Source organism: Entomomonas sp. E7T21 (genome assembly GCF_058693955.1).
The window spans coordinates 575921-599775 of record NZ_CP191672.1; the positions used below are offsets into that span (position 1 = coordinate 575921).

Annotated in this window: 14 protein-coding genes and 4 tRNA genes; 16 read left to right on the plus strand and 2 right to left on the minus strand. The window is 37.4% G+C overall.

What is annotated here, in order from left to right; genetic code table 11:
* The first annotated feature begins 332 nt into the window (after positions 1-332).
* A complete protein-coding gene (locus ACQVD9_RS02860) occupies positions 333-3560 on the plus strand; it encodes an autotransporter outer membrane beta-barrel domain-containing protein (RefSeq protein WP_264747372.1) in 3228 nt (1075 codons plus the stop codon).
* A 49-nt stretch (positions 3561-3609) separates the two neighbouring features.
* On the opposite strand, the gene gstA is transcribed toward ACQVD9_RS02860, so the two are convergent.
* Positions 3610-4212 carry a glutathione transferase GstA gene (gene gstA / locus ACQVD9_RS02865; RefSeq protein WP_264747373.1) on the minus strand — a complete coding sequence of 201 codons (603 nt, stop codon included), beginning with the start codon at positions 4210-4212 and terminating at the stop codon, positions 3610-3612.
* Positions 4213-4510: 298 nt separating this feature from the next.
* On the opposite strand from gstA, the gene dnaE reads away from it, so the two are divergent.
* Both dnaE and ACQVD9_RS02875 read left to right on the plus strand, forming a co-directional pair.
* Positions 4511-8032 (plus strand): DNA polymerase III subunit alpha, encoded by a 3522-nt coding sequence (dnaE, locus tag ACQVD9_RS02870; RefSeq protein WP_264747374.1) that lies wholly within the window; start codon positions 4511-4513, stop codon positions 8030-8032.
* Positions 8033-8096: 64 nt separating this feature from the next.
* Positions 8097-9497 carry a sulfatase-like hydrolase/transferase gene (locus tag ACQVD9_RS02875; RefSeq protein WP_264747375.1) on the plus strand — a complete coding sequence of 467 codons (1401 nt, stop codon included), beginning with the start codon at positions 8097-8099 and terminating at the stop codon, positions 9495-9497.
* A 77-nt stretch (positions 9498-9574) separates the two neighbouring features.
* On the opposite strand, the gene ACQVD9_RS02880 is transcribed toward ACQVD9_RS02875, so the two are convergent.
* Positions 9575-10315 (minus strand): TPM domain-containing protein, encoded by a 741-nt coding sequence (locus ACQVD9_RS02880; RefSeq protein ID WP_264747376.1) that lies wholly within the window; start codon positions 10313-10315, stop codon positions 9575-9577.
* 154 nt (positions 10316-10469) lie between these two features.
* Here ACQVD9_RS02880 and ACQVD9_RS02885 point away from each other — a divergent pair, with 154 nt between their 5' ends.
* The 13 genes from ACQVD9_RS02885 (at position 10470) to rpoC (ending at position 23822) form a co-directional block, all read left to right on the plus strand.
* Entirely contained in the window at positions 10470-11420 is a 951-nt protein-coding gene (locus ACQVD9_RS02885) for an acetyl-CoA carboxylase carboxyltransferase subunit alpha (RefSeq protein ID WP_264747377.1), read from the plus strand.
* Positions 11421-11524: 104 nt separating this feature from the next.
* Positions 11525-11609 (plus strand) — tRNA-Tyr (locus tag ACQVD9_RS02890).
* Positions 11610-11628: 19 nt separating this feature from the next.
* Positions 11629-11702, plus strand: a tRNA-Gly gene (locus ACQVD9_RS02895).
* A 14-nt stretch (positions 11703-11716) separates the two neighbouring features.
* Positions 11717-11792, plus strand: a tRNA-Thr gene (locus tag ACQVD9_RS02900).
* A gap of 112 nt (positions 11793-11904) precedes the next feature.
* A tRNA-Trp gene (locus tag ACQVD9_RS02905) sits at positions 11905-11980 on the plus strand.
* Positions 11981-12035: 55 nt separating this feature from the next.
* On the plus strand, positions 12036-12410 hold the full coding sequence (gene secE / locus ACQVD9_RS02910; protein WP_264747378.1) for a preprotein translocase subunit SecE: 375 nt from the start codon (positions 12036-12038) through the stop codon (positions 12408-12410).
* Positions 12411-12416: 6 nt separating this feature from the next.
* The gene (nusG, locus tag ACQVD9_RS02915; RefSeq protein ID WP_201091871.1) at positions 12417-12950 is read left to right on the plus strand and encodes a transcription termination/antitermination protein NusG; all 534 of its coding nucleotides are present in this window, start codon (positions 12417-12419) and stop codon (positions 12948-12950) included.
* A gap of 89 nt (positions 12951-13039) precedes the next feature.
* Positions 13040-13471 carry a 50S ribosomal protein L11 gene (gene rplK, locus ACQVD9_RS02920; RefSeq protein ID WP_264747379.1) on the plus strand — a complete coding sequence of 144 codons (432 nt, stop codon included), beginning with the start codon at positions 13040-13042 and terminating at the stop codon, positions 13469-13471.
* Positions 13471-14166 carry a 50S ribosomal protein L1 gene (gene rplA / locus ACQVD9_RS02925; RefSeq protein WP_264747380.1) on the plus strand — a complete coding sequence of 232 codons (696 nt, stop codon included), beginning with the start codon at positions 13471-13473 and terminating at the stop codon, positions 14164-14166. Before rplK ends, rplA begins: the two co-directional genes overlap by 1 nt.
* 193 nt (positions 14167-14359) lie before the next feature.
* Positions 14360-14851, plus strand: a complete 492-nt coding sequence (gene rplJ / locus ACQVD9_RS02930) for a 50S ribosomal protein L10 (RefSeq protein ID WP_264747381.1) — start codon at positions 14360-14362, stop codon at positions 14849-14851.
* 79 nt (positions 14852-14930) lie between these two features.
* A complete protein-coding gene (rplL, locus tag ACQVD9_RS02935) occupies positions 14931-15302 on the plus strand; it encodes a 50S ribosomal protein L7/L12 (RefSeq protein ID WP_264747382.1) in 372 nt (123 codons plus the stop codon).
* Between the two features lie 181 nt (positions 15303-15483).
* Positions 15484-19554, plus strand: a complete 4071-nt coding sequence (gene rpoB / locus ACQVD9_RS02940) for a DNA-directed RNA polymerase subunit beta (RefSeq protein WP_264747383.1) — start codon at positions 15484-15486, stop codon at positions 19552-19554.
* A gap of 62 nt (positions 19555-19616) precedes the next feature.
* A complete protein-coding gene (gene rpoC / locus ACQVD9_RS02945) occupies positions 19617-23822 on the plus strand; it encodes a DNA-directed RNA polymerase subunit beta' (protein ID WP_264747384.1) in 4206 nt (1401 codons plus the stop codon).
* Positions 23823-23855 lie beyond the last annotated feature (33 nt).

The following is a 23855-nucleotide window of genomic DNA, read 5'->3' on the forward strand; positions in this document are numbered from 1 at the left end:
CTATTGTAAATCTTATATTTACAATAGATAATAATCTTATATGGATATCTGGTTTGGTGTTTTAAACCAAAGTTGTACAGTATTAATATTTTATGCAAATGTTTGCCTAGAGGGTGTTTGGAAGTTTAGGCGGTTTTTAAAAGGATGGTACTAAGGAAGTTCTGCATAAGATACCTTTAATCAAAAATTATATTTTTTTAAGAAGATATAAAAACTTTTAGAAAATTTTCCCTGTACCTATTTATACACTCTCTAGTCTAATTATTAATAATTTCTTGAAATGTTAAAGAAATATAGCTTATTAGCTGTGTAATGGATAAAGAGGCAATAAAATGAAGTTAAGAACTCTATGTATTGTTATTAATAGCTTGATTTTTTCTACAGGAAGTTATGCAACTGATTATACAACAAACACAACATTATCAAATAAATCTACAGATACAACAATAAATATTTCTAATGGTGCTCAGGTCAATATTGCAGGCAATGGTTCTGTTGAGGTTAATAATACAGATGTTAGTGGATCAGGTGCGGCAGATACTATTTTAATTGATAATGGTGGTATTAATTTAGGTACTGGCTCTAGTATTGGTGCTGATATCACTGCAACTACGCCAAATGATAATACGAACTTTTATAATAGAACAGTGGGTATCTATGTTCGATCAGACAGTGGTATGCAAACTACTAATACAGTAACTGCTGATGAGTTAACTATTACTATGGATGCCTCTAATAATGCAAATAGAACAGCTGCTGTTTATGGAATTTATACCGATAGAAATAATAATGGTAGTACCATAGAGTATAATTTGACAGGTGAAACAAGAATAGAGATTAAGAATAATAACACTTTTTCAGGAAATTCTGGTCAGTTAAATGGGATTGGTTTAACTAATAGTGCCAACGGAACAATAGATTTTTCAGCAGAACATTTAACAATTAATATCGATGACAATCATGACTCTGGCAATTATGTGGGTATGAAGTTTAAAAATAATACTTCTGCTGCAACGTCAAGTCTACATGCTGAATACAATATGGCAATGATTGAGATTAATGCGGATAATCAAATTGTTAATGGATTAGGTGTTTTTGTAAAAAATGCGGAAATAGAAAATTCAGCTGGAACACAAATTACCTTTAATTCTAAAGGGGATATTGCAACTACTACTAACTCATCTTTAAGTGATGATGAAGGTGTTCATGGTATTAAAGTGAATAATACAGGTAGTTTTGCAGGAAGTAATATAAGGGTCGATTTTTTAGCCGATGGTAATATAGGTGGTGGTACAACAGATACTATTGTTAATGGGGTCAATATTAATAATAACTCAACATTAACTAGTAATGATTTAAAGGTTAGTTTTAATGCACAACAGGCAATTTCCTCTGCTATTGGTATTAACGTGGATTCAGGCTCTGAATTAATAAATACAGGACTGATAACTATAACAATGGATGCAGCCAGTGAGCTTGTTGCTAAGGCCATTAATGTTGATGCTGGATCATTAGCTACTCGGGATACCATTATTCAAATAACAAGTGATACTAGCAATAGTAATGGGTTTAGCAAAGGGGTAAAAGGGATTGCTATAGATAATACAGGAAAAGTGGAGTTAGATGGATATACATCTATTACACTAGAACAACAAGCTAATAATAGTTCCATGGTCGGTGTGGATATTGCTGGGGCTGATAGTACATTAATTGGCAAAGACTATATATCTATTGAGTTGAAGAGCCAAACGAATACAGAAGAGGTGGTGGGTATTAATGTATCAGCTACTTCTTCTTCATCTACTATTAAGAACCTTGATTTAGATTTGAATGTTTTAGCAATTAGTTCCTCAGGTGAAGATGCAACAGGTGCTTATATTAGAACTACGGATGGATTATCAGATATTAAGACACAAAGTTTGCTGTTAAATTCTTCTTCTCCTCTGGGTAATGATGTACTAGCTATTGATGCCACTGGTGGTAAATTAGCCATTAATGTGGCAAATGATAGTCATGTTATTGGTGATATGAATGTTGCTAATATTGGAACGATAGTTGATTTTACTTCAAGCGGCATTACATATATTGAAAGTAATATTACAGCAGCCAATAGTGGTGAAATTAATTTAGATTTACAAAATGGCCAGCTAATAGGCAGTGCTTCAAATAGCTCAGGAGCAGGTAATATAGGATTAACATTATCTAATAATATGACTTGGGATATGACAGCAAGCTCTCAAGTTACAGATTTAGATTTATCTGATAGTACAATTAATTTTGTTCCTACGCTAGATAGCACCCTTATCACTAACTCGCTTCAATCAACTAATGGTGGTGGAAGTTTTAAGATGCATGTTGATATGGGAGCGCAAACAGGTGATAAGATAATTATAGGTGATTCTAGCTCACCGCTTACACAAGGTTCTTCAGATGGCGCGTATTCATTAGTTTTGACTAATAATGGTGCAGCGGCAACAACTGGTAATGAACTTTATGATGTAGTAGAAGATTACAGCCCAACAGCAAATGCAAACGCAACTTTTACTTCAAATACTGTTGAGCAGGGTGGTTTTCAATATGGTTTACGCACAACCGTAAATGGCCAAGGTGCTAAAGTTCACCAATTATATGCTCTAAATAGAAAATCTAGTTCAGCAGATGCGGCTATAAGCTTTTTAAATACTAATTATTTATTATCTTATATTGATTTACAAACTTTGTTCCAGCGAATGGGGGAGCTAAGAAGTAACCAAGGGCAAGAGGGTAATTTGTGGATTAGAAGTTATGCAGGTAAATTAAATTCATTTTCTACTAACCATGGATTACGTGGTTTTCATATGAACTATTCAGGTCTGCAATTAGGTATTGATAAACTGATTACTGGTAATAACGGTGATACATATGTTGGTTTAATGGCAGGCTATAGTGATGCAGACCCTCGTTATAGAAATAATGGTTCTGGTGGTGTTAGGGGTATCAATTTTGGTATGTATGGAACCTATATTGCTAATAATGGTTTTTATGTGGATGCTGTTGCAAAATATCATCGAATGAAAAATAACTTCTCAGTAAAAGATAGTTTGGGGGATAGTGTTAAAGGTAAAAGTAAGAGTGATGGTTACAGCCTTTCTCTAGAAGCAGGTAAGCGTTTTAATATTGAACAGACAGCTTTTTACTTAGAGCCTCAGGCACAGGTTGTTTATAGTCATCAACAAGGTGATAAAGTGAATGCGAGTAATGGCTTACGAGTAAAGTTAGGCAGTTATGACTCATTAATTGGTAGCACAAGGTTAGCGGTTGGTTATAATCTTGTAAAAGGGGATAGCCCAATTGATTTACAAGTAAAGAGCGGCTATGTGAGGGAGTTTAAAGGTAATACATCCTATCATTTGAATACTTATAAAGAAGACTATAAGTTTAGAGGTGGTTGGGTTGAAACCAGTGTTGGTGTATCAGCACAGCTTAATAAGCAACATAATATTTATGGTGAAGTAAGTTATGCTAATGGAAGTCGCTTTGATAAACGCCAAATTAATTTAGGTTATCGTTTCCAATTTTAATATTATTAAAAGGGAAGAGATTAAATATCTTCCCTTTTTTCTGTAAAGCTTATTTCTTCTCAGCCGCCAGTGCTGTTTTTACAGAAGGGCGTTCTTCCATATTTTTAATAAAATGGGTTAGATTGGCTAATGATGCCATTTCTAGATTCATTTTTTTAGCCCATGTAAGAATGGTATATAAATAGAAATCCGCAACATTGATTTGCTCACCTAGTAAAAAATCTTTATGGTTCAACTGGCTGTCAACATAAGCCAATTTCTTTTCTAATTGTTTACGGGTAGCTTGTTTTAAATCCTCTGGAAATTTTGGATTAAATAATGGGCTAAAGCCTTTATGTAATTCAGTAGCAATATAGTTAAGCCACTCTAAAGCTTCATAATATTTGAAATCAGTCTGTGGGGGCATTAAATGTTTGCTAGATGCATGGTTAGCTATATATTGAACAATCACAGCCCCTTCAGTTAATAAATTACCATTATCTAATAAAAGTGCAGGAACTTGTCCTTTAGGGTTAACTTTTAAATAGTCATCACCTTGCTCAGTTTTTTTAGTAGCGAGATCCACTCTTTCTAAATCAAAGTGAACTCCCGCTTCACAAAGTACCATATGAGGTGATAATGAGCAGGCACCTGGAGCATAAAAAAGTTTCATAATGTATTCCTTATATTTAAATATTAGAGACTGTTTTCACTATCTTGTTAAAATCAACTTAACATAAGGGAGCTTTTGATAAAAATAGCAAATTCGTCTTAGTGTAATAATAGATCAATTATAAGACGGGTTAGTTCCAGCAAATTGTAAATAGATATGATAATTACAAAACAATGGTTGGATAAGCTTGTTATCTTTGATACTTGGTGAGAAACAAAGTTATATGGAATTAATTTACCTTAATAGATAAGAGAGAGGTAAAATAGCTTCTTTTTAGTATTACTTAGGTTTATAGATAATGGCTGTTTCTTTCGTTCATTTACGTGTTCACACTGAATATTCACTGGTTGATGGTTTAGTAAGAGTGAAGCCACTGATTAAAGCAGCAACTGCCGCTAATATGCCAGCAGTAGCAGTAACTGATCAGAATAATTTATGCGCCTTAATTAAATTTTATAAAACTGCCAATAGTTCAGGGATTAAACCTATCTGTGGAGCTGACTTATGGGTAGCCAGTCGTTTTCCTGATGGGCCTGTGAGCCGTTTAACTTTATTGGTAATGAATGAGCAAGGCTATCGTAATTTAACAGAGCTTATTTCAAAAGGCTTTGAACAAGGCCAAAGTGAAGGAATGATCATAGTCGAGCGAGACTGGGTAAAGGTCGCAGCAGAAGGCTTAATTGCTTTATCAGGTGCAAGGGAAGGGGAAATAGGACAAGCTTTGTTATCTAATAACCCTAATGATGCCGATGAGTTATTAAAAGAATGGCTTAATTATTTTAAAGATAGTTTTTATTTAGAAGTACAACGTACTAATAGACCACAAGAAGAAGAATACCTCCATGCAGCGGTGGCTCTAGCTTCTCGACATGATGTGCCTTTGGTTGCTACCAATGATGTACGTTTTTTAACTGAAGAAGAGTTTGAAGCACATGAAACAAGAGTTTGTATTGGTGAGGGAAGGGTATTAGATGATTCAAAGCGACCACGTTTTTATAGTAATCAGCAATATTTAAAAACACCAGAGGAGATGGCTGAGTTATTTAGTGACTTGCCAGAGGCTTTAGAAAATACAGTTGAAATTGCCAAGCGTTGTAATATTAAAGTACAGTTAGGCAAGTATTTCTTACCTAATTATCCTGTGCCTGAAGGCATGACCATGGATGATTTTTTCCGTAAAGAGTCTTTGGATGGTTTAGAAGAAAGGTTAACGCATACCTTACCTAAAGATACACCTGATTACGATGCAAAAAAACAAGTGTATTTAGACCGTTTGAAATTTGAGTTAGATATTATTATTCAAATGGGTTTCCCTGGTTACTTCCTTATTGTGATGGACTTTATTAAATGGGCCAAGAATAATGGTGTGCCTGTAGGACCGGGTCGTGGTTCTGGGGCGGGTTCCTTAGTAGCGTATTCTTTAAAAATTACTGACCTTGACCCACTAGCGTATGATTTACTGTTTGAACGTTTTTTAAATCCAGAGCGGATCTCCATGCCTGACTTTGACGTGGATTTCTGTATGGATGGTCGTGACCGAGTGATTGACTATGTGGCTGAAACCTATGGTCGTAACGCAGTTAGTCAAATTATTACCTTTGGTACAATGGCTGCTAAGGGGGTTGTACGAGATGTGGCACGCGTGCAGGGTAAATCATATGGTTTAGCCGATCGATTATCAAAAATGATTCCTTTTGAAATAGGGATGACTTTACAGAAAGCTTATGAGCAAGAAGAAAACTTAAGGGATTTTCTGAAAAATGATGATGAAGCTGCCGAAATTTGGGAAATGTCCTTAAAGTTAGAAGGTATTACTCGTAATACAGGTAAGCATGCGGGAGGGGTGGTTATTGCACCTACTAAGTTAACGGATTTTTCTCCTGTACAATGTGATGAAGATGGCCATAATTTAGTCACGCAATATGATAAAGATGATGTTGAAGCAGCCGGTCTAGTCAAATTTGACTTTTTAGGGCTTAGAACATTAACCATTATTGATTGGGCAATAGCAACTATTAATCGTGAGCGTGCTAAGCAGGAGGAGCCTCCTCTAGATATCAACTTTATTCCTCTGGATGATGATAAAACCTATAAACTCTTACAACGAGCAGAAACAACAGCAGTGTTCCAGCTAGAGTCTAGAGGAATGAAAGAGCTGATTAAAAAGCTTAAACCTGACTGTTTAGAAGATATTATCGCATTGGTAGCATTATTTCGGCCTGGGCCATTGCAATCAGGAATGGTGGATGATTTTATAAACCGTAAACATGGTCGTGCAGAATTAGCTTTTCCCCATCCTGATTATCAATTGGAGAGCTTAAGATCTGTATTATCACCTACTTATGGCATTATCTTGTATCAAGAACAAGTAATGCAAATTGCACAAGTAATGGCAGGTTATACCCTTGGTGGTGCGGATATGTTGCGTCGAGCCATGGGTAAAAAGAAACCTGAAGAAATGGCAAAGCAACGCTCTGTTTTTTTAGAGGGTTCTGAGAAAAATGGTATTGATCAGGATTTGGCAGGCAATATTTTTGATTTGGTAGAAAAATTTGCTGGTTATGGCTTTAATAAGTCTCACTCTGCTGCTTATGGCCTAGTTTCCTACCAAACAGCTTGGTTAAAAACTCATTACCCTGCACCTTTTATGGCGGCTGTACTTTCTGCTGATATGCATAACACAGATAAAGTAGTTACGCTTATTGAAGAATGCCGCAGCATGAAGTTGCGTATAGATGCTCCAGATGTAAATGCTTCTGAATTTAAATTTACAGTAGGTGATGATCAGCGAATTATTTATGGCTTAGGTGCGATTAAAGGGGTTGGTGAAGGGCCTGTTGAAGCTATTGTAGAGGCTCGTCAAGCAGGACCATTTAAAGACTTATTTGATTTCTGTAAGCGGGTAGATTTAAAACGTATTAATAAACGTACCTTAGAAGCATTGATTCGCTCTGGAGCTTTAGATCGTTTAGGCCCTCATTACCATGATGAATTAAAGGCATATAAAGCCACGGTTGATAGAAATCGTGCAGTATTAGCTGCTGCAATGGATGATGCTATTCAAGCTGCTGAACAACAGGCAAGAAGTAAAGACAGCGGTCATATTGATTTATTTGCTGATTTATTTGTGGATGAGTCAACAGGGGATGTATATCAAGCCTACAAAAAAATTCGTGAACTATCGATTAAAGATCGTCTAAAAGGGGAGAAAGAAACTCTTGGTCTCTATTTAACAGGACACCCTATTGACGAGTATGAAGTAGAAGTACGTCGCTTTGCGAAACAGCGTATTGTTGACCTCAAACCCTCAAGAGATAGTCAAACTATTGCTGGACTTATTGTTAGCATGCGAGTGATGAAAAATAAGAAAGGCGATAAAATGGGTTTTATCGTACTAGATGATCGTTCAGGACGTATTGAAGCATCCTTATTTGCAGATGTTTTTAGTGAGTTTCAGGCTTTATTACAAACAGATGCTATGGTTGTTGTAGAGGGTGAAGTTAGTCATGATGATTTTTCTGGTGGACTAAGATTACGCGTTAAAAAAGTTCATAGTTTATTGGATGCACGAGTAAGTTTAGCAGAGAGTTTACGTATCTGTGTTAAACCAGAACAGTTAGCTATCGATAAACTAAATTGGTTAACCAGTTTATTACAACAACATAAAGGTAGTTGCCCAATCAGTTTAGATTATCAAAATGAGCAAGCAACAGCGTTATTAAAGTTAGGCAATGAGTGGCAAATTAAACCAGCTGATCAATTGATTCAGTTGCTAAGAGATCAATTTGGTAGAGATAATGTCTATTTGAATTATCGTTAATTAGTAGTGTTCAATCAGTAGGTTTTTTTATTTGTGAAATAGTGATGTGTGTAGGGATAATGTAGTGGAATTTTTTAAACGGCTAGATTGGTTTAATAAAGATAATATTGTAAAAGCTTTTCTTATTGGAATACTTTTACCAAATACTTTAATTTACCTTGTTGTTATTTTTATTGATATCAACATTACAAGATATCCTATAAATATAGACTATTTTTTACCTGTCATCTTATTAGCCTGTGCTAATAGGTATTTTAAAATTTTGGGTGGAATAACATTTATACTTTTCTTTTGTATAGATGCACTATTTATAATTTTACGATGTATTCCTTATCAAATTACACTGCCAGACTTTTTTTATTTATTGGCTTCTTTATTTAATGGCCCTCCAATTTTTAAGTATTATGCAGCTGGTGTATTAGTATTAGCTTTATTTCAGTTAGTTTTATTATGTTATTTCTCCACAAAAGCTAATATTAAATCATTATTTCTTATAATGTCCCTGTCATTCATATTAGGTATAGTGGTATCGCTATCTCTATATGTAAATATAATTAGCAGTCAGTCTTTTTACTTTATAAAGAATTATGAAAAAGTAATGAAGTTATCAGATGATGTTGTGTTACATCCAACAGACTTTGATAATGCTTCTAAGCCTTGGTTTGATAAACTTAGTAAAAATGAAAAATTAAGTCCTAAGTTATTGTTGGTGGTCAATGAGTCATGGGGGGTGCCTAAAAATTTAGAAGTACAACAAGATATATTGGCTAAATTAAAAGCCAAAAAGGATATTTTTGATTTCTTTAATGAAGGGGCTAGCTTGGCAGGAGATAATACAAGCTCTGGTGAGTTAAGAGAGCTTTGTGAGTCAAAAGTTTTCGGTTTAAGTAGCTTATTTGCAGCACATATATCCTATGGATATAAAAAGTGTTTGCCAAATCAATTAGTTAAGCAGGGGTATAATACAATATCACTACATGCATTATCTGATATTTTGTATGATCGTAAGCATTGGTACCCAATTGTTGGATTTAATGAAATTTATTTTGGGGGAGATATCGATTTACCAAAAGATAGTTTTGAGAATAGGGCTATTTTTGATCCAAGTTTAGTTCCATTTATTGCTGAAAAATTTGGGGATAATAAAAAGATATTTTTATATTGGCTAACATTAACAACACATTATAATTATCCAGAGAAAGAAATTAAAAATCATAGGTTTTCCTGTGAGAAATTTAATATCCCACGTGATATTGATACATGTCGTAATTTGATGTTACAAGCACAGTATTTTGATGCTCTTGCAGATTTGGTAAGTAAGCCCGAAATGGCAGGGGCTGAGGTGGTAGTAATAGGTGATCATAATCCATCATTCTTTATAGATAAGAATGGACAAAATATGAGTTATTTTGTTGAAAAAGAAGTGTATTGGATTCATTTTAAAGTAAAAGATAAAAAACAGTAATTATTTCATTATATTAATTAAGCGTTTATTGAAAATTTTTGTTAGCTAGCCAAGTTTTATATTTGGCTAGTTAATTATTACCATGATCCACTAGCGCCACCGCCACCAGATCGTCCACCACCAAAGCCTCCTCTTTTCTTATTGCCACTTAGTAGCAATTTGATAACAATTAATATTAAAAACCCTGCGATTGTAAAAAATATCCATCCCCACCCTTTTTTACCTGAGCGCATACAAGATATTGCTGCACCAATACAAAGAATAGCTAAAGCCGTTAATCCTAACTCCCAACGATAGAAGTAAAACCATGAAACTTGCTTAGTGACATTATTAATAACTGCTTGTGTTCCTTCATAAATACCTCTGCTATAGTCACCTGTTTTAAAAAAAGGTAGCATTTTTTCATCAATAACATCTTTCATTAATCCATTGTATTTAGAGGAATAGCCTAAGCCTAGCTCAATTCTTACCTTTCTATCTTGTTTAGAGACTAAAATCATTATGCCATCATTAGTCTCTTTATGGCCTACACCCCAAGTATTAAAAAAGTCAGTGGCAAATGGTTCAATAGTTGTGCCTGTATAGCCATAGTCAGCCATTGCATTAATAGTAACGACTACAATTTCTATGCCTGTTTGTTCTTCGACAGTTTCTAGTTGTCTTAATAAATTACTTTTATCTGTGGGATGGACTATATTGGCAAAATCATTAACATAATCATTGTTTGGTGATGGATATACTGTTTCAGCATAAACTGTTATATGGCAGAAAAGGGAACTAAAAATAATAATAAATAGTGGGCGAAGTAAATAGTTCATAAATTTCCTTGTTAAATGGTTATTCCATGACGAACTTATGATTTATGTATATAATCTATCATAATATAAATTTAATTGTTAATTAGCTGTTTAAGAGATGAAAAGTTATAATGGCTAATTAATTATGGTATTATTTTAACTAAGCGGGATGGTTATGAACCCAAATTTTCTTGACTTTGAACAGCCTATTGCCGATTTGATTGCTAAAATAGATGAATTACGTTTGGCACAAGATGGCAACTCTCAAAATATATCAGAAGCTATCGCCAATCTAGAAAAAGAAAAGCAAGAAAAAACAGTTAGCTTATTTAATAATTTGACCAGTTGGCAGATTACTCAGTTATCTCGTCATCCTAAACGTCCCTATACATTAGACTATATAAATCATTTATTTACTGAGTTTGAAGAGTTGCATGGTGATCGCCATTATGCAGATGATGAAGCAATTGTAGGTGGTGTGGCTCGTTTTGATGATAAGCCTATTGTGATAATAGGGCATCAAAAAGGACGTGACGTTAAAGAGAAGGTACGCCGTAACTTTGGTATGCCTCGTCCAGAAGGTTATCGTAAAGCATGTCGTTTAATGGAGCTGGCTGAGCGTTTTAAAATGCCTATTCTAACCTTTATTGATACACCAGGTGCTTATCCAGGCATTGGTGCAGAAGAACGTGGTCAAAGTGAAGCGATTGCTTGGAACTTACGAGTTATGTCACGTTTAAAAACACCTATTATTGCTACGGTAATTGGTGAGGGTGGTTCTGGTGGTGCTTTAGCCATTGGTGTGGGTGATCGTTTAAATATGTTGCAATACTCTATTTATTCAGTGATTTCACCAGAGGGTTGTGCCTCTATTCTTTGGAAAACAGCTGAAAAAGCACCTGATGCGGCTGAAGCTATGGGTGTAACTGCTGAGCGCTTAAAAGGCTTAAATATTGTTGATCAAGTAATTGCAGAGCCATTAGGTGGTGCGCACAGAGATTATGATATAACCGCTACTAATATTCGAACTGTATTAGCCAAACAATTGGCAGATTTGCAGAAGTTAACCACAGATGAGTTATTAGAGCAGCGCTATAAGCGCTTAATGGGATATGGTTTAGCTTAATTAAATTTGATTACTAAGTTAAGGGAATAAGTAAAAAAACAATAATTTTTTTTAAAAAATACTTGACAGCGACGGCATTTACAAGCAAAATGCCGCCTCACTTTGGAGGGGTTCCCGAGCGGCCAAAGGGATCAGACTGTAAATCTGACGTTTTCAACTTCGAAGGTTCGAATCCTTCCCCCTCCACCAGATTACTTTTGACAAGTAAGCGGGCATAGTTTAGTGGTAGAACCTCAGCCTTCCAAGCTGATGATGCGGGTTCGATTCCCGCTGCCCGCTCCATCTTTTATAATCTTGCTCATGTAGCTCAGTTGGTAGAGCACACCCTTGGTAAGGGTGAGGTCAGCGGTTCAAATCCGCTCATGAGCTCCATTGTGTAAGGATAAAACCTTTTCTGTTTCAACAAATATTTAATAAGAGAAAAATATTTTGGAAGGGGTTGCTTTTTGTTGGTTAAAGTAAGTATAATGTCCGGCCTTTTATTAGGCCAGTAGCTCAATTGGCAGAGCGACGGTCTCCAAAACCGTAGGTTGGGGGTTCGATTCCCTCCTGGCCTGCCAGTTTCCTAAATGATATAGGAACTGGTAATTTATTCTTACTTAAGGATCTTTTTAGATGAGTACCAAGGTTGAAACCCAAAGCTATCGTCTTGATCCCCTGAAATGGATCATTGTTACTATTCTCGTAGTGGCTGGTGTTGCGGGGAATTGGTATCTTGCATCTATTGATATATCTATATTTTATCGAGTTGTCGGTTTATTAGTTTTAGCAGCGTTAGCTATCTTTATTGGGTTGAAAACTCAAAAAGGTCAGATATTTTTTGGCTTGCTAAAATCAGCTCGTGCAGAAATTCGTAAAGTGGTTTGGCCTACCCGTCAAGAAACTAAGCAAACTACATTAATTGTAGTCGTGGTAGTGATTATTACTGCTTTAATATTGTGGGGTTTAGATACTCTATTTGGTTGGTTAGTTTCTTTAATTGTAGGGTAATGATTCATGGCTAAACGTTGGTATGTGGTACACGCCTATTCTGGCTATGAAAAGCATGTAATGCGTTCATTACAAGAGCGTGTTAAATTAGCTGGTAAAGAAGAAGAATTTGGTGAAATCTTAGTACCTACTGAAGAAGTAGTGGAAATGCGTAGTGGTCAAAAACGCAAAAGTGAGCGCAAATTCTTTCCAGGTTATGTTCTAGTGCAAATGGAAATGAATGATAGTACATGGCACTTAGTGAAAGATACACCTCGCGTGATGGGCTTTATTGGTGGTACAGCTGATAAACCAGCACCTATCACTGAAAGAGAGGCAGAAGCTATTTTGCAGCGTGTAGCTAATACAGGTGATAAGCCTAAACCAAGAACATTGTTTGAACCAGGTGAAACAGTTCGTGTGACTGATGGACCATTTGCTGATTTCAATGGTACTGTAGAAGAAGTAAACTACGAAAAAAGCCGTGTGCAAGTGGCTGTTTCTATTTTTGGGCGTTTAACGCCAGTTGAACTTGAGTTTGGTCAAGTCGAAAAAGTTTGATATTTAAAAATCTCTGTCCCCTTTATGGGGATAGAGTTGTTTGTAACGGGGAGCTCTTGGAGCGTTAATACCCATCATTGGAGCATATAATGGCTAAGAAAATAACGGCATATATTAAATTGCAAGTAAAAGCCGGTCAGGCTAACCCTAGCCCACCAGTTGGTCCTGCATTAGGTCAACATGGTGTAAACATCATGGAATTCTGTAAAGCGTTCAATGCTAAAACACAAGGCATGGAACCAGGTCTTCCTACACCAGTTATCATTACTGTATACGCAGACCGTAGTTTCACTTTTGAAACTAAGAGTACTCCTGCTGCTGTATTATTAAGAAAAGCGGCTGGTATTAAAAGTGGTTCTGCTAAGCCTAATACACAAAAAGTGGGTACTGTAACTCGTGCTCAACTAGAAGAAATTGTTAAAGCTAAACAAGCTGATTTAACAGCTGCTGATTTAGACGCTGCTTTGCGCACCATCGCTGGTTCTGCTCGTAGCATGGGCTTAAATGTGGAGGGTGTATAATGGCTAAGTTAACTAAGCGTCAAAAAGCTATCGCTGAAAAAGTTGAAGCAAATAAAGTTTACGCAATTGAAGATGCAGCTAAATTATTAGCTGAATTATCAACTGTCAAATTTAAAGAATCAGTTGATATTGCTGTTAATTTAGGCGTTGACCCTCGTAAGTCAGATCAAGTAGTACGTGGTGCTGCTGATATGCCTAATGGTACAGGTAAAACTGTACGTGTTGCTGTATTCACTCAAGGTGCTGCTGCTGAAGCTGCCTTAGCTGCTGGTGCAGATAAGGTGGGTATGGATGAATTAGCTGCTGAAATGAAAGCGGGTGATTTAAACTATGACGTAGTAATCGCTTCTCCTGATGCAATGCGTGTGGTTGGTCAATTAGGTCAAGTATTAGGTCCTCGTGGTTTAATGCCTAACCCTAAAGTGGGTACTGTAACTCCAGATGTTGCTACTGCTGTTAAAAGTGCTAAAGCTGGTCAAGTTCGTTTCCGTACTAATAAAGAAGGTATTATCCATGCCTCTATTGGTAAAGTTGACTTTGAACCAGTTAAATTAAAAGAAAACTTAGAAGCGTTACTAACTGAAATTAAACGTTTAAAACCTTCTACTTCAAAAGGTGTTTACTTGAAGCGTGTTACTCTTAGCTCAACAATGGGTCCAGGGTTACAAATCGATCAGGCATCTTTAAATATTTAAGAATTATTGCATCATTGATAAATGATGCTAACTAGATTGGGGTCCCTGCCTGGCGGGGGCTATCCAAGACCGTAGGTGGTTAACCTTAATCTTATAGGCCTACGCAGATGGTGCTCCCGATTCCAATGAATCAGACACCAAAACCGCTTAATAGATAACTATTAAGTTTAATGGAACATCCAGGAGTAAACCCGTGGCAATTAAACTCGAAGACAAAAAAGCGATTGTTGCTGAAGTCAGCGAGGCTGCTAAAAGCGCTTTATCCGCCGTTGTTGTTGATGCACGTGGCGTGACTGTAAGTGCTATGACTGGACTTCGTAAACAGGCTCGTGAATCTGGTGTATATATGCGCGTTGTGCGTAATACACTACTTCGCCGTGTAGTAGAAGGTACTCCATTTGAAGTACTTACTGATACATTTAAAGGCCCTACCTTAATTGCTTTCTCTAATGAACATCCAGGCGCTGCTGCCCGTATTTTCAAAGATTTTGCAAAAGGTCAAGAGAAGTTCGAAATCAAAGCTGCCGCTTTTGAAGGCAATTTGATTGCAGCTGATGCTTTAGCAAGCTTACCAACATACGACGAAGCTATTTCACAATTGATGAGTGTTATTCAAGGTGCAACTAGCAAGTTTGTTCGTACATTGGCCGCTATCCAAGCACAAAAAGAAGCTTCTGCAGCTTAATTTTTCTGCGAAAGTTTATTGGTTTAACAAGTTATTTAATGGTTTTTTAACCATTTCAATTATATAGGAATTTAGAGTTATGGCTCTTACTAACGAAGATATCATCAATGCAGTTTCTGAAATGTCAGTAATGCAAGTTGTTGAATTAATTAAAGCAATGGAAGAAAAATTTGGTGTTTCTGCTGCTGCTGCTGTAGTTGCTGGTCCTGCTGGTGCTGGTGCTGAAGCTGCTGAAGAGAAAACTGAATTCACTATCTTCTTAGCTGAAGCTGGTGATAAGAAAGTTAACGTAATTAAAGCAGTACGTGAAATCACTGGTTTAGGTCTTAAAGAAGCTAAAGCAGTTGTTGATGGTGCTCCAGGTGTTGTTAAAGAAGGCGCTACTAAAGACGAAGCTGAAGCAGCTAAGAAAGCACTTGAAGAAGCTGGTGCTAAGGTTGAACTTAAGTAAGTTTAGCTTAATGTTGGCAGCTCCAACATTAAAATAGAGCTGATGGCTGGTGGCTTTTGCCACCGGCCTTTTTCCGTTATAGCTTAGGGCTATAATTGAGGAGTTAACTCCTTGAAATTAAAGATTTTTTCAGGCTCATTTATATTGAATGAGTTTAACCAGATTACCACTGGGGCGCACGATGGCTTACTCTTATACTGAAAAAAAACGTATCCGCAAAGATTTTAGTAAGTTGCCGGATGTTATGGATGTACCCTATTTACTAGCGATTCAGTTAGATTCTTATAAAGAATTTTTACAGAAAGGCGTTAGTAAAGAGCAACTCCGTGATAAAGGGTTACATGCAGCTTTTAAATCCGTCTTTCCAATTCTTAGCAATTCAGGCAGTGCTGCCCTAGAATATGTGGGCTACCGCTTTAGCGAGCCGGCATTTGATGTTAAAGAATGTATTTTACGTGGCATTACCTATGCAGTACCTTTACGCGTTAAGGTTCGTTTAATTATTTTTGATCGTGAGTCATCTAATAAAGCGATTAAAGATATTAAAGAACAAGAAGTCTATATGGGCGAAGTACCTTTAATGACTGATAATGGTACTTTTATTATTAATGGTACTGAGCGGGTAATTGTATCTCAATTACATCGTAGTCCAGGTGTGTTCTTTGACCATGATCGTGGCAAAACACATAGTTCAGGTAAGCTGTTATATTCAGCGCGTATTATTCCTTACCGTGGCTCATGGTTAGATTTTGAATTTGACCCTAAAGATCAAGTGTTCGTACGTATTGATCGCCGTCGTAAACTACCTGTTTCTGTATTATTACGTGCTTTAAACTATACTACAGAAGAAATTCTGAACGAATTCTATGATACTAATATCTTTAATGTTAAAGATGATCATTTAACTTTAGAATTAGTGGCATCCCGTTTACGTGGTGAAATTGCTGCTTTTGATATTCGTGATGAGAAAGGCAAAGTAATTGTTGAACAAGGTCGTCGGATTACTGCTCGTCATATTAATTTATTAGAAAAGGCAGGTATTACAGAGCTTGAAGTAGGGCTAGACTATATTTTAGGCCGTACTTTAGCGCATGATGTGGCTGATCCAGCAACTGGTGAAATCATTGCTGGATGTAATACAGAGATTACTACTGAATTATTAGCAAAATTAGTAAAGGCTGGTGTAAAACGTATCGAAACGATTTATACCAATGATATTGATTGTGGTCCATTTATTTCTGATACCTTGAAAAATGATAGCACTAGCAATCAATTAGAAGCCTTAGTTGAAATTTACCGTATGATGCGTCCTGGCGAGCCTCCAACCAAGGATGCGGCTGAGAATTTATTTGGTAATTTATTCTTCTCAGCAGAACGTTACGATTTATCAACGGTAGGTCGTATGAAGTTTAATCGCCGTATTGGTCGTGAAGAAATTGAAGGTTCTGGCGTATTAAGTAAAGAAGATATTATTGATGTTCTAAAAACTTTAGTGGCTATTCGTAATGGTAAAGGTACAGTGGATGATATTGACCACTTAGGTAACCGCCGTGTACGTTGCGTTGGTGAAATGGCTGAAAACCAATTCCGTGTTGGTTTAGTGCGTGTTGAGCGTGCGGTTAAAGAACGTTTATCAATGGCGGAAAGCGAAGGTTTAATGCCACAAGATTTAATTAATGCTAAACCAGTAGCTGCTGCTATCAAAGAATTCTTTGGTGCTAGTCAGTTATCACAGTTTATGGATCAAAATAATCCATTATCTGAGATCACTCATAAACGTCGTGTTTCAGCATTAGGCCCAGGTGGTTTAACTCGCGAGCGTGCTGGTTTTGAGGTGCGTGACGTACATCCAACTCATTATGGTCGTGTATGTCCAATTGAAACGCCTGAAGGTCCAAATATTGGTTTGATTAACTCATTAGCTGCTTATGCGCGTACTAATGAATATGGTTTCTTAGAAAGCCCATATCGTGTCGTTAAAAATACAAAAGTAACTGATGAGATAGTTTACTTATCAGCTATTGAAGAAGCTGATCATGTAATTGCACAGGCCAGTGCTAAGTTAGAAAAAGGTAAATTGGTTGAAGAGTTAGTAGCCGTTCGTCATATGAACGAATTCACTGTTAAGGCACCAGAAGATGTGACCTTAATGGATGTATCTCCTAAACAAGTTGTGTCAGTAGCTGCTTCATTAATTCCATTCTTGGAGCATGACGATGCGAACCGTGCTTTGATGGGTTCAAACATGCAACGTCAAGCAGTGCCTACCTTATTAGCGGATAAACCGTTAGTAGGTACGGGTATGGAGCGTTATGTGGCTCGTGACTCTGGTGTGTGCGTGGTTGCAACCCGTGGCGGTGTGATCGATTCAGTGGACGCTAGTAGTATCGTGGTACGTGTTGCCGATGATGAGGTTGAAACAGGTGAAGCTGGGGTTGATATTTACAACCTAACTAAATATACCCGTTCTAACCAAAACACTTGTATTAACCAAACACCTTTAGTACAAAAAGGCGATGTGGTTGCCCGTGGCGATATTTTAGCAGATGGTCCTTCTACCGATATGGGTGAATTGGCACTTGGTCAAAATATGCGGGTTGCGTTTATGCCTTGGAATGGTTATAACTTCGAAGACTCGATTTTATTATCTGAGCGTGTAGTGCAAGAAGATCGTTTTACTACTATCCATATTCAAGAATTAACTTGTGTATCCCGTGATACTAAACTTGGCCCAGAAGAAATTACCTCAGATATTCCTAACGTAGGTGAGATGGCTCTTAATAAGTTAGATGAGTCAGGTATTGTTTACGTAGGTGCTGAAGTTCAACCGGGTGATATTTTAGTGGGTAAAGTAACCCCTAAAGGTGAAACACAATTAACACCAGAAGAAAAGCTATTACGTGCTATCTTTGGTGAAAAAGCCAGTGATGTAAAAGATACTTCACTACGTGTGCCTACTGCAACGAAAGGTACAGTAATTGATGTTCAAGTGTTTACACGTGAAGGTGTAGAGCGTGATGCGCGTGCTTTAGCTATTGAGAAATCTCAGTTAGATGCGATTCGTAAAGACTTAAACGAAGAGTTCCGTATCGTTGAAACGGCTACCTTCGAGCGTTTAAGTGCAGCCTTAGTAGGTAATAAAGCGGATGGTGGTGCAGGCCTTAAGAAAGGTACAGCATTAACCCAAGAGATTCTTGATGATATTGAACATGGTCAATGGTTCAAGATTCGTATGACTGATGATGCACTTAATGATCAGTTGGAAAAAGCACAAGCTTATCTTGCTGATCGTCGTAAGTTATTGGATGAGAAGTTCGAAGATAAGAAACGTAAGCTGCAACAAGGTGATGATTTAGCACCTGGTGTTCTAAAAATTGTTAAAGTTTACTTAGCGGTTAAACGTCGTATTCAGCCGGGTGATAAGATGGCTGGTCGTCATGGTAACAAAGGTGTGGTATCAGTGATCATGCCTGTGGAAGATATGCCATATGATGAAAACGGCGAGCCAGTAGATATTGTATTAAATCCATTGGGCGTACCATCACGTATGAACGTGGGACAAATTCTAGAAACCCATTTAGGTTTGGCTGCAAAAGGTTTAGGCGTTAAGATCAATCGTATGTTAGAAGAACAGCGTAAAGTAGCTGAAATGCGTGAGTTCTTAAATGAGATTTATAATGAGATTGGTGGTCGTCAAGAAAATATTGATGAATTAACAGATCAAGAAGTTATTAATCTAGCTAATAACCTACGTAAAGGTGTTCCTATGGCTACCGCTGTATTCGATGGTGCTAAGGAAACAGAAATCAAGGCAATGCTAAAACTAGCAGATATGCCTGAGTCTGGTCAAATGCGTTTATATAATGGCCGTACAGGTGATGCTTTCGAGCGTCCAGTAACTGTAGGTTATATGTACATGTTGAAACTTAACCACTTAGTGGATGATAAGATGCATGCTCGTTCTACAGGTTCTTATAGCCTTGTAACGCAACAACCTTTAGGTGGTAAAGCACAATTTGGTGGTCAGCGGTTCGGTGAGATGGAAGTGTGGGCGCTAGAAGCATATGGTGCAGCTTACACCTTACAAGAAATGTTGACTGTGAAGTCGGATGATGTGAACGGCCGTACTAAGATGTATAAAAACATCGTGGATGGTAATCATACAATGGAAGCTGGTATGCCAGAATCCTTTAACGTATTGATTAAAGAAATCCGTTCACTTGGTATCGATATCGAACTGGAAACTGAATAACACGTGTTTAGCAGTGGAACAGACAATAATGTGCTGTTCCTGCTCCGTTAGGAGGAAAAGCTTTGAAAGATTTGCTTAATTTATTGAAAAATCAAGGTCAATCCGGTGAATTCGATGCGATCCGCATTGGTTTGGCTTCGCCTGAAATGATTCGTTCATGGTCTTTTGGTGAAGTTAAAAAGCCAGAAACCATTAACTATCGTACCTTTAAACCTGAGCGTGATGGTTTATTCTGTGCCAAAATCTTTGGTCCAGTAAAAGACTATGAATGTTTATGTGGAAAATATAAACGTTTAAAGCACCGTGGTGTGATCTGTGAAAAATGTGGTGTTGAAGTTGCCTTAACGAAAGTACGTCGTGAGCGTATGGGGCATATTGAGTTAGCTTCACCTACAGCACATATTTGGTTCTTAAAATCATTACCATCACGTATTGGCTTATTATTAGATATGACGCTTCGTGATATTGAGCGTGTGCTCTATTTCGAAAGCTATGTAGTAATTGATCCAGGTATGACTACCTTAGAGAAAGGTCAATTATTAAATGATGAACAATACTTTGAAGCCTTAGAAGAGTTTGCTGATGAGTTTGATGCACGGATGGGTGCTGAAGCAATTCGTGAATTATTAATGCAAATTGATTTAGAGTTTGAAATTAATCGTTTACGTGAAGAAATTCCACAAACGAATTCAGAAACTAAGATCAAAAAGCTATCTAAGCGCTTAAAACTAATGGAAGCTTTCAAAAACTCAGGTAATAAACCTGAGTGGATGATTTTAACTGTATTACCAGTACTTCCACCTGATTTAAGACCATTAGTACCATTAGATGGCGGTCGTTTTGCAACATCTGATCTAAATGACTTATACCGTCGTGTTATTAACCGTAATAATCGTCTAAAACGTTTATTGGATTTAGCAGCACCAGATATTATTGTACGTAACGAAAAACGTATGTTACAAGAGTCTGTGGATGCGCTATTAGATAATGGTCGTCGCGGTCGTGCTATTACTGGTTCTAACAAACGTCCTTTAAAATCTTTGGCTGATATGATCAAAGGTAAACAAGGTCGTTTCCGTCAGAACTTATTAGGTAAACGTGTGGACTACTCTGGTCGTTCAGTAATTACCGTAGGTCCTACTTTACGTTTACACCAATGTGGTTTACCTAAGAAAATGGCGCTTGAGTTATTCAAACCATTTATTTTTGGTAAATTAGAAGCACGTGGTATTGCAACTACTATTAAAGCCGCTAAGAAAATGGTGGAGCGTGAATTACCTGAAGTATGGGACGTTCTAGCTGATGTGATTCGCGAACATCCAGTATTATTAAACCGTGCACCAACCCTGCACCGTTTAGGTATTCAAGCGTTTGAACCTGTATTAATTGAAGGTAAAGCTATTCAGTTACACCCGTTAGTATGTGCGGCTTATAACGCTGACTTCGACGGTGACCAAATGGCAGTACACGTACCATTAACCATTGAAGCTCAATTAGAAGCTCGTGCGTTAATGATGTCTACTAATAACGTATTATCACCTGCTAACGGTGAACCTATTATCGTACCTTCACAAGACGTGGTACTAGGTCTTTATTATATGACCCGTGAAGCAGTAAACGCTAAAGGTGAAGGTCGTGCCTTTGCTGATTTGCAAGAAGTGGATCGTGCTTACCGTTCAGGCGAAGCAGCTTTACATGCGAAAGTAAAAGTGCGTATTAATGAAGTAGTTAAAGATCGTGATACAGGTGAAATTACTAAAAATACTCGTATTGTAGATACTACTATTGGTCGTGCACTATTATTCCAAATTGTACCAGATGGCTTATCTTTTGATGTGGTTAATCAACCTATGAAGAAGAAAGCAATTTCTAAGCTAATTAACCAAGCTTATCGTACAGTGGGTTTAAAAGACACCGTAATTTTTGCTGACCAATTAATGTATACAGGTTTTGCATACTCTACCTTATCAGGTGTATCTATTGGCGTGAATGACTTTGTTATTCCTGATGAGAAAAGACGTATTATTGAAAGTGCTACTCGTGAAGTGAAAGAGATTGAAAGCCAATATGCTTCTGGTCTGGTAACACAAGGTGAGAAGTACAATAAGGTAATCGATCTTTGGTCAAAAGCGAACGATGAAGTATCAAAAGCAATGATGGCTAACCTTTCTAAAGAAAAGGTTATTGATCGTGAAGGTAAAGAAGTTGAGCAAGAGTCTTTCAATTCTATGTATATGATGGCTGACTCAGGTGCGCGGGGTTCTGCAGCACAGATTCGTCAGTTAGCTGGTATGCGTGGTTTGATGGCGAAACCAGATGGCTCTATTATTGAAACACCAATTATTGCGAACTTCCGTGAAGGCCTAAACGTATTACAGTACTTTATTTCTACCCACGGTGCTCGTAAAGGTCTAGCAGATACCGCATTAAAAACAGCTAACTCTGGTTACTTAACCCGTCGTTTAGTAGACGTAGCACAAGACTTAGTAGTAAATGAGCGTGATTGTGGTACAGATCAAGGCTTGTTGATGACTGCCTATATTGAAGGCGGTGAAGTGGTTGAGCCATTGGCTGAACGTGTATTAGGTCGTGTCGTTGCAAATGATGTTATTAAACCAGGTAGCAAGAATGAAGTAATCATCCCAGCAGGTACTTTACTTGACGAGAAATGGGTTGAGTTTGTTGAACAAATGAATGTTGACGAAATATTTGTACGTTCGCCAATTACCTGTGAGTCACGTTATGGTTTATGTGCTCAATGCTATGGTCGTGATTTAGCACGTGGTCACCTTGTAAATATGGGTGAGTCAGTAGGTGTTATTGCTGCTCAGTCAATTGGTGAACCAGGTACTCAGTTAACCATGCGTACTTTCCATATTGGTGGTGCAGCAAGCCGAAGTGCAGCAGCTGATAGCGTTCAAGTTAAAAATGGTGGTACAGTTCGTTTACACAACTTAAAACATGTAGTACGTGCTGATGGTGCCCTAGTAGCTGTATCTCGTTCTGGTGAGTTAGCCGTTGCTGATGAGTTTGGCCGTGAGCGTGAGCGTTATAAATTACCTTATGGTGCTGTAATCACTATTAATGATGGTGACAAAGTAGCTCCAGGTGCAGTAATTGCTAAGTGGGATCCAAGTACTCACCCGATTGTTTCTGAAGTTGAAGGTATGGTTTCTTTCGTAGGTATGGAGGAAGGCATTACCATTAAGCGTCAAGCGGATGAATTAACGGGTTTAACCAATATTCAGGTAATGGATCCTAAAGATCGTCCAGTGGCGGGTAAAGATATTCGTCCAGCAGTTAAATTAATTGATGCAAAAGGTAAGGATTTATTATTACCAGGTACTGATGTGCCAGCGCAATACTTATTACCTGCTAACGCCTTAGTAAACATTACTGATGGTGCGAAGATTGGTATCGGTGAAGTTATTGCCCGTATCCCAACAGAAACTGTTAAAACTCGTGATATTACGGGTGGTCTACCTCGAGTGGCCGATCTGTTTGAAGCACGTCGTCCGAAAGAGCCTGCAATTCTTGCAGAAATTAGTGGTACGATTTCTTTCGGTAAAGAAACTAAAGGTAAACGTCGTTTAGTGATTACTCCAACTGATGGTGCAGAGCCATATGAAGAGTTAATTCCAAAATGGCGTCACCTTAACGTGTTTGAGGGTGAGCAAGTAAGCCGTGGTGAAGTAATTTCAGATGGCCCTAGCAATCCACATGATATTTTACGTTTATTAGGCGTTTCTGCTTTAGCACATTATATCGTGCAAGAGATTCAAGAAGTTTATCGTTTACAAGGTGTGAAGATTAATGATAAGCATATTGAAACGATCTTACGCCAAATGTTACGTAAAGTAGAAGTTTCTGAAACAGGTGATTCAAGCTTAATCAAAGGTGATCAGGCGGAATTAACTAAAGTACTTGAAGAAAATGAAGAGCTAGTAGCAGCTAATAAATTCCCAGCAAAATATGAGCGGATTTTATTAGGTATTACTAAAGCATCATTATCTACAGAGTCCTTTATCTCTGCGGCTTCATTCCAAGAAACTACCCGTGTTCTTACTGAGGCAGCGGTAACAGGTAAACGTGATTATTTACGTGGACTTAAAGAAAACGTTGTGGTGGGTCGTTTGATACCAGCAGGTACTGGTTTGACTTACCATAATGAACGCAAACAAAAACGTGATATTGATCCAAATGCGCAAGTGAGTGCTGATGAAGTGGAAGCAGCATTAACAGAAGCATTAAACTTAACAGAAAATTAAGTTATATTGACAAAATATCATTGTTTGCTTGAC

Coding starts and splice junctions, on each gene's coding strand:
- dnaE (WP_264747374.1), top strand. CDS start 4,511: ATGGCTGTTTCTTTCGTTCATTTACGTGTTCACACTGAATATTCACTG.
- ACQVD9_RS02885 (WP_264747377.1), top strand. CDS start 10,470: ATGAACCCAAATTTTCTTGACTTTGAACAGCCTATTGCCGATTTGATT.
- rpoB (WP_264747383.1), top strand. CDS start 15,484: ATGGCTTACTCTTATACTGAAAAAAAACGTATCCGCAAAGATTTTAGT.
- rplA (WP_264747380.1), top strand. CDS start 13,471: ATGGCTAAGTTAACTAAGCGTCAAAAAGCTATCGCTGAAAAAGTTGAA.
- secE (WP_264747378.1), top strand. CDS start 12,036: ATGAGTACCAAGGTTGAAACCCAAAGCTATCGTCTTGATCCCCTGAAA.
- gstA (WP_264747373.1), bottom strand. CDS start 4,212: ATGAAACTTTTTTATGCTCCAGGTGCCTGCTCATTATCACCTCATATG.
- ACQVD9_RS02860 (WP_264747372.1), top strand. CDS start 333: ATGAAGTTAAGAACTCTATGTATTGTTATTAATAGCTTGATTTTTTCT.
- ACQVD9_RS02880 (WP_264747376.1), bottom strand. CDS start 10,315: ATGAACTATTTACTTCGCCCACTATTTATTATTATTTTTAGTTCCCTT.
- rplK (WP_264747379.1), top strand. CDS start 13,040: ATGGCTAAGAAAATAACGGCATATATTAAATTGCAAGTAAAAGCCGGT.
- nusG (WP_201091871.1), top strand. CDS start 12,417: ATGGCTAAACGTTGGTATGTGGTACACGCCTATTCTGGCTATGAAAAG.
- rplL (WP_264747382.1), top strand. CDS start 14,931: ATGGCTCTTACTAACGAAGATATCATCAATGCAGTTTCTGAAATGTCA.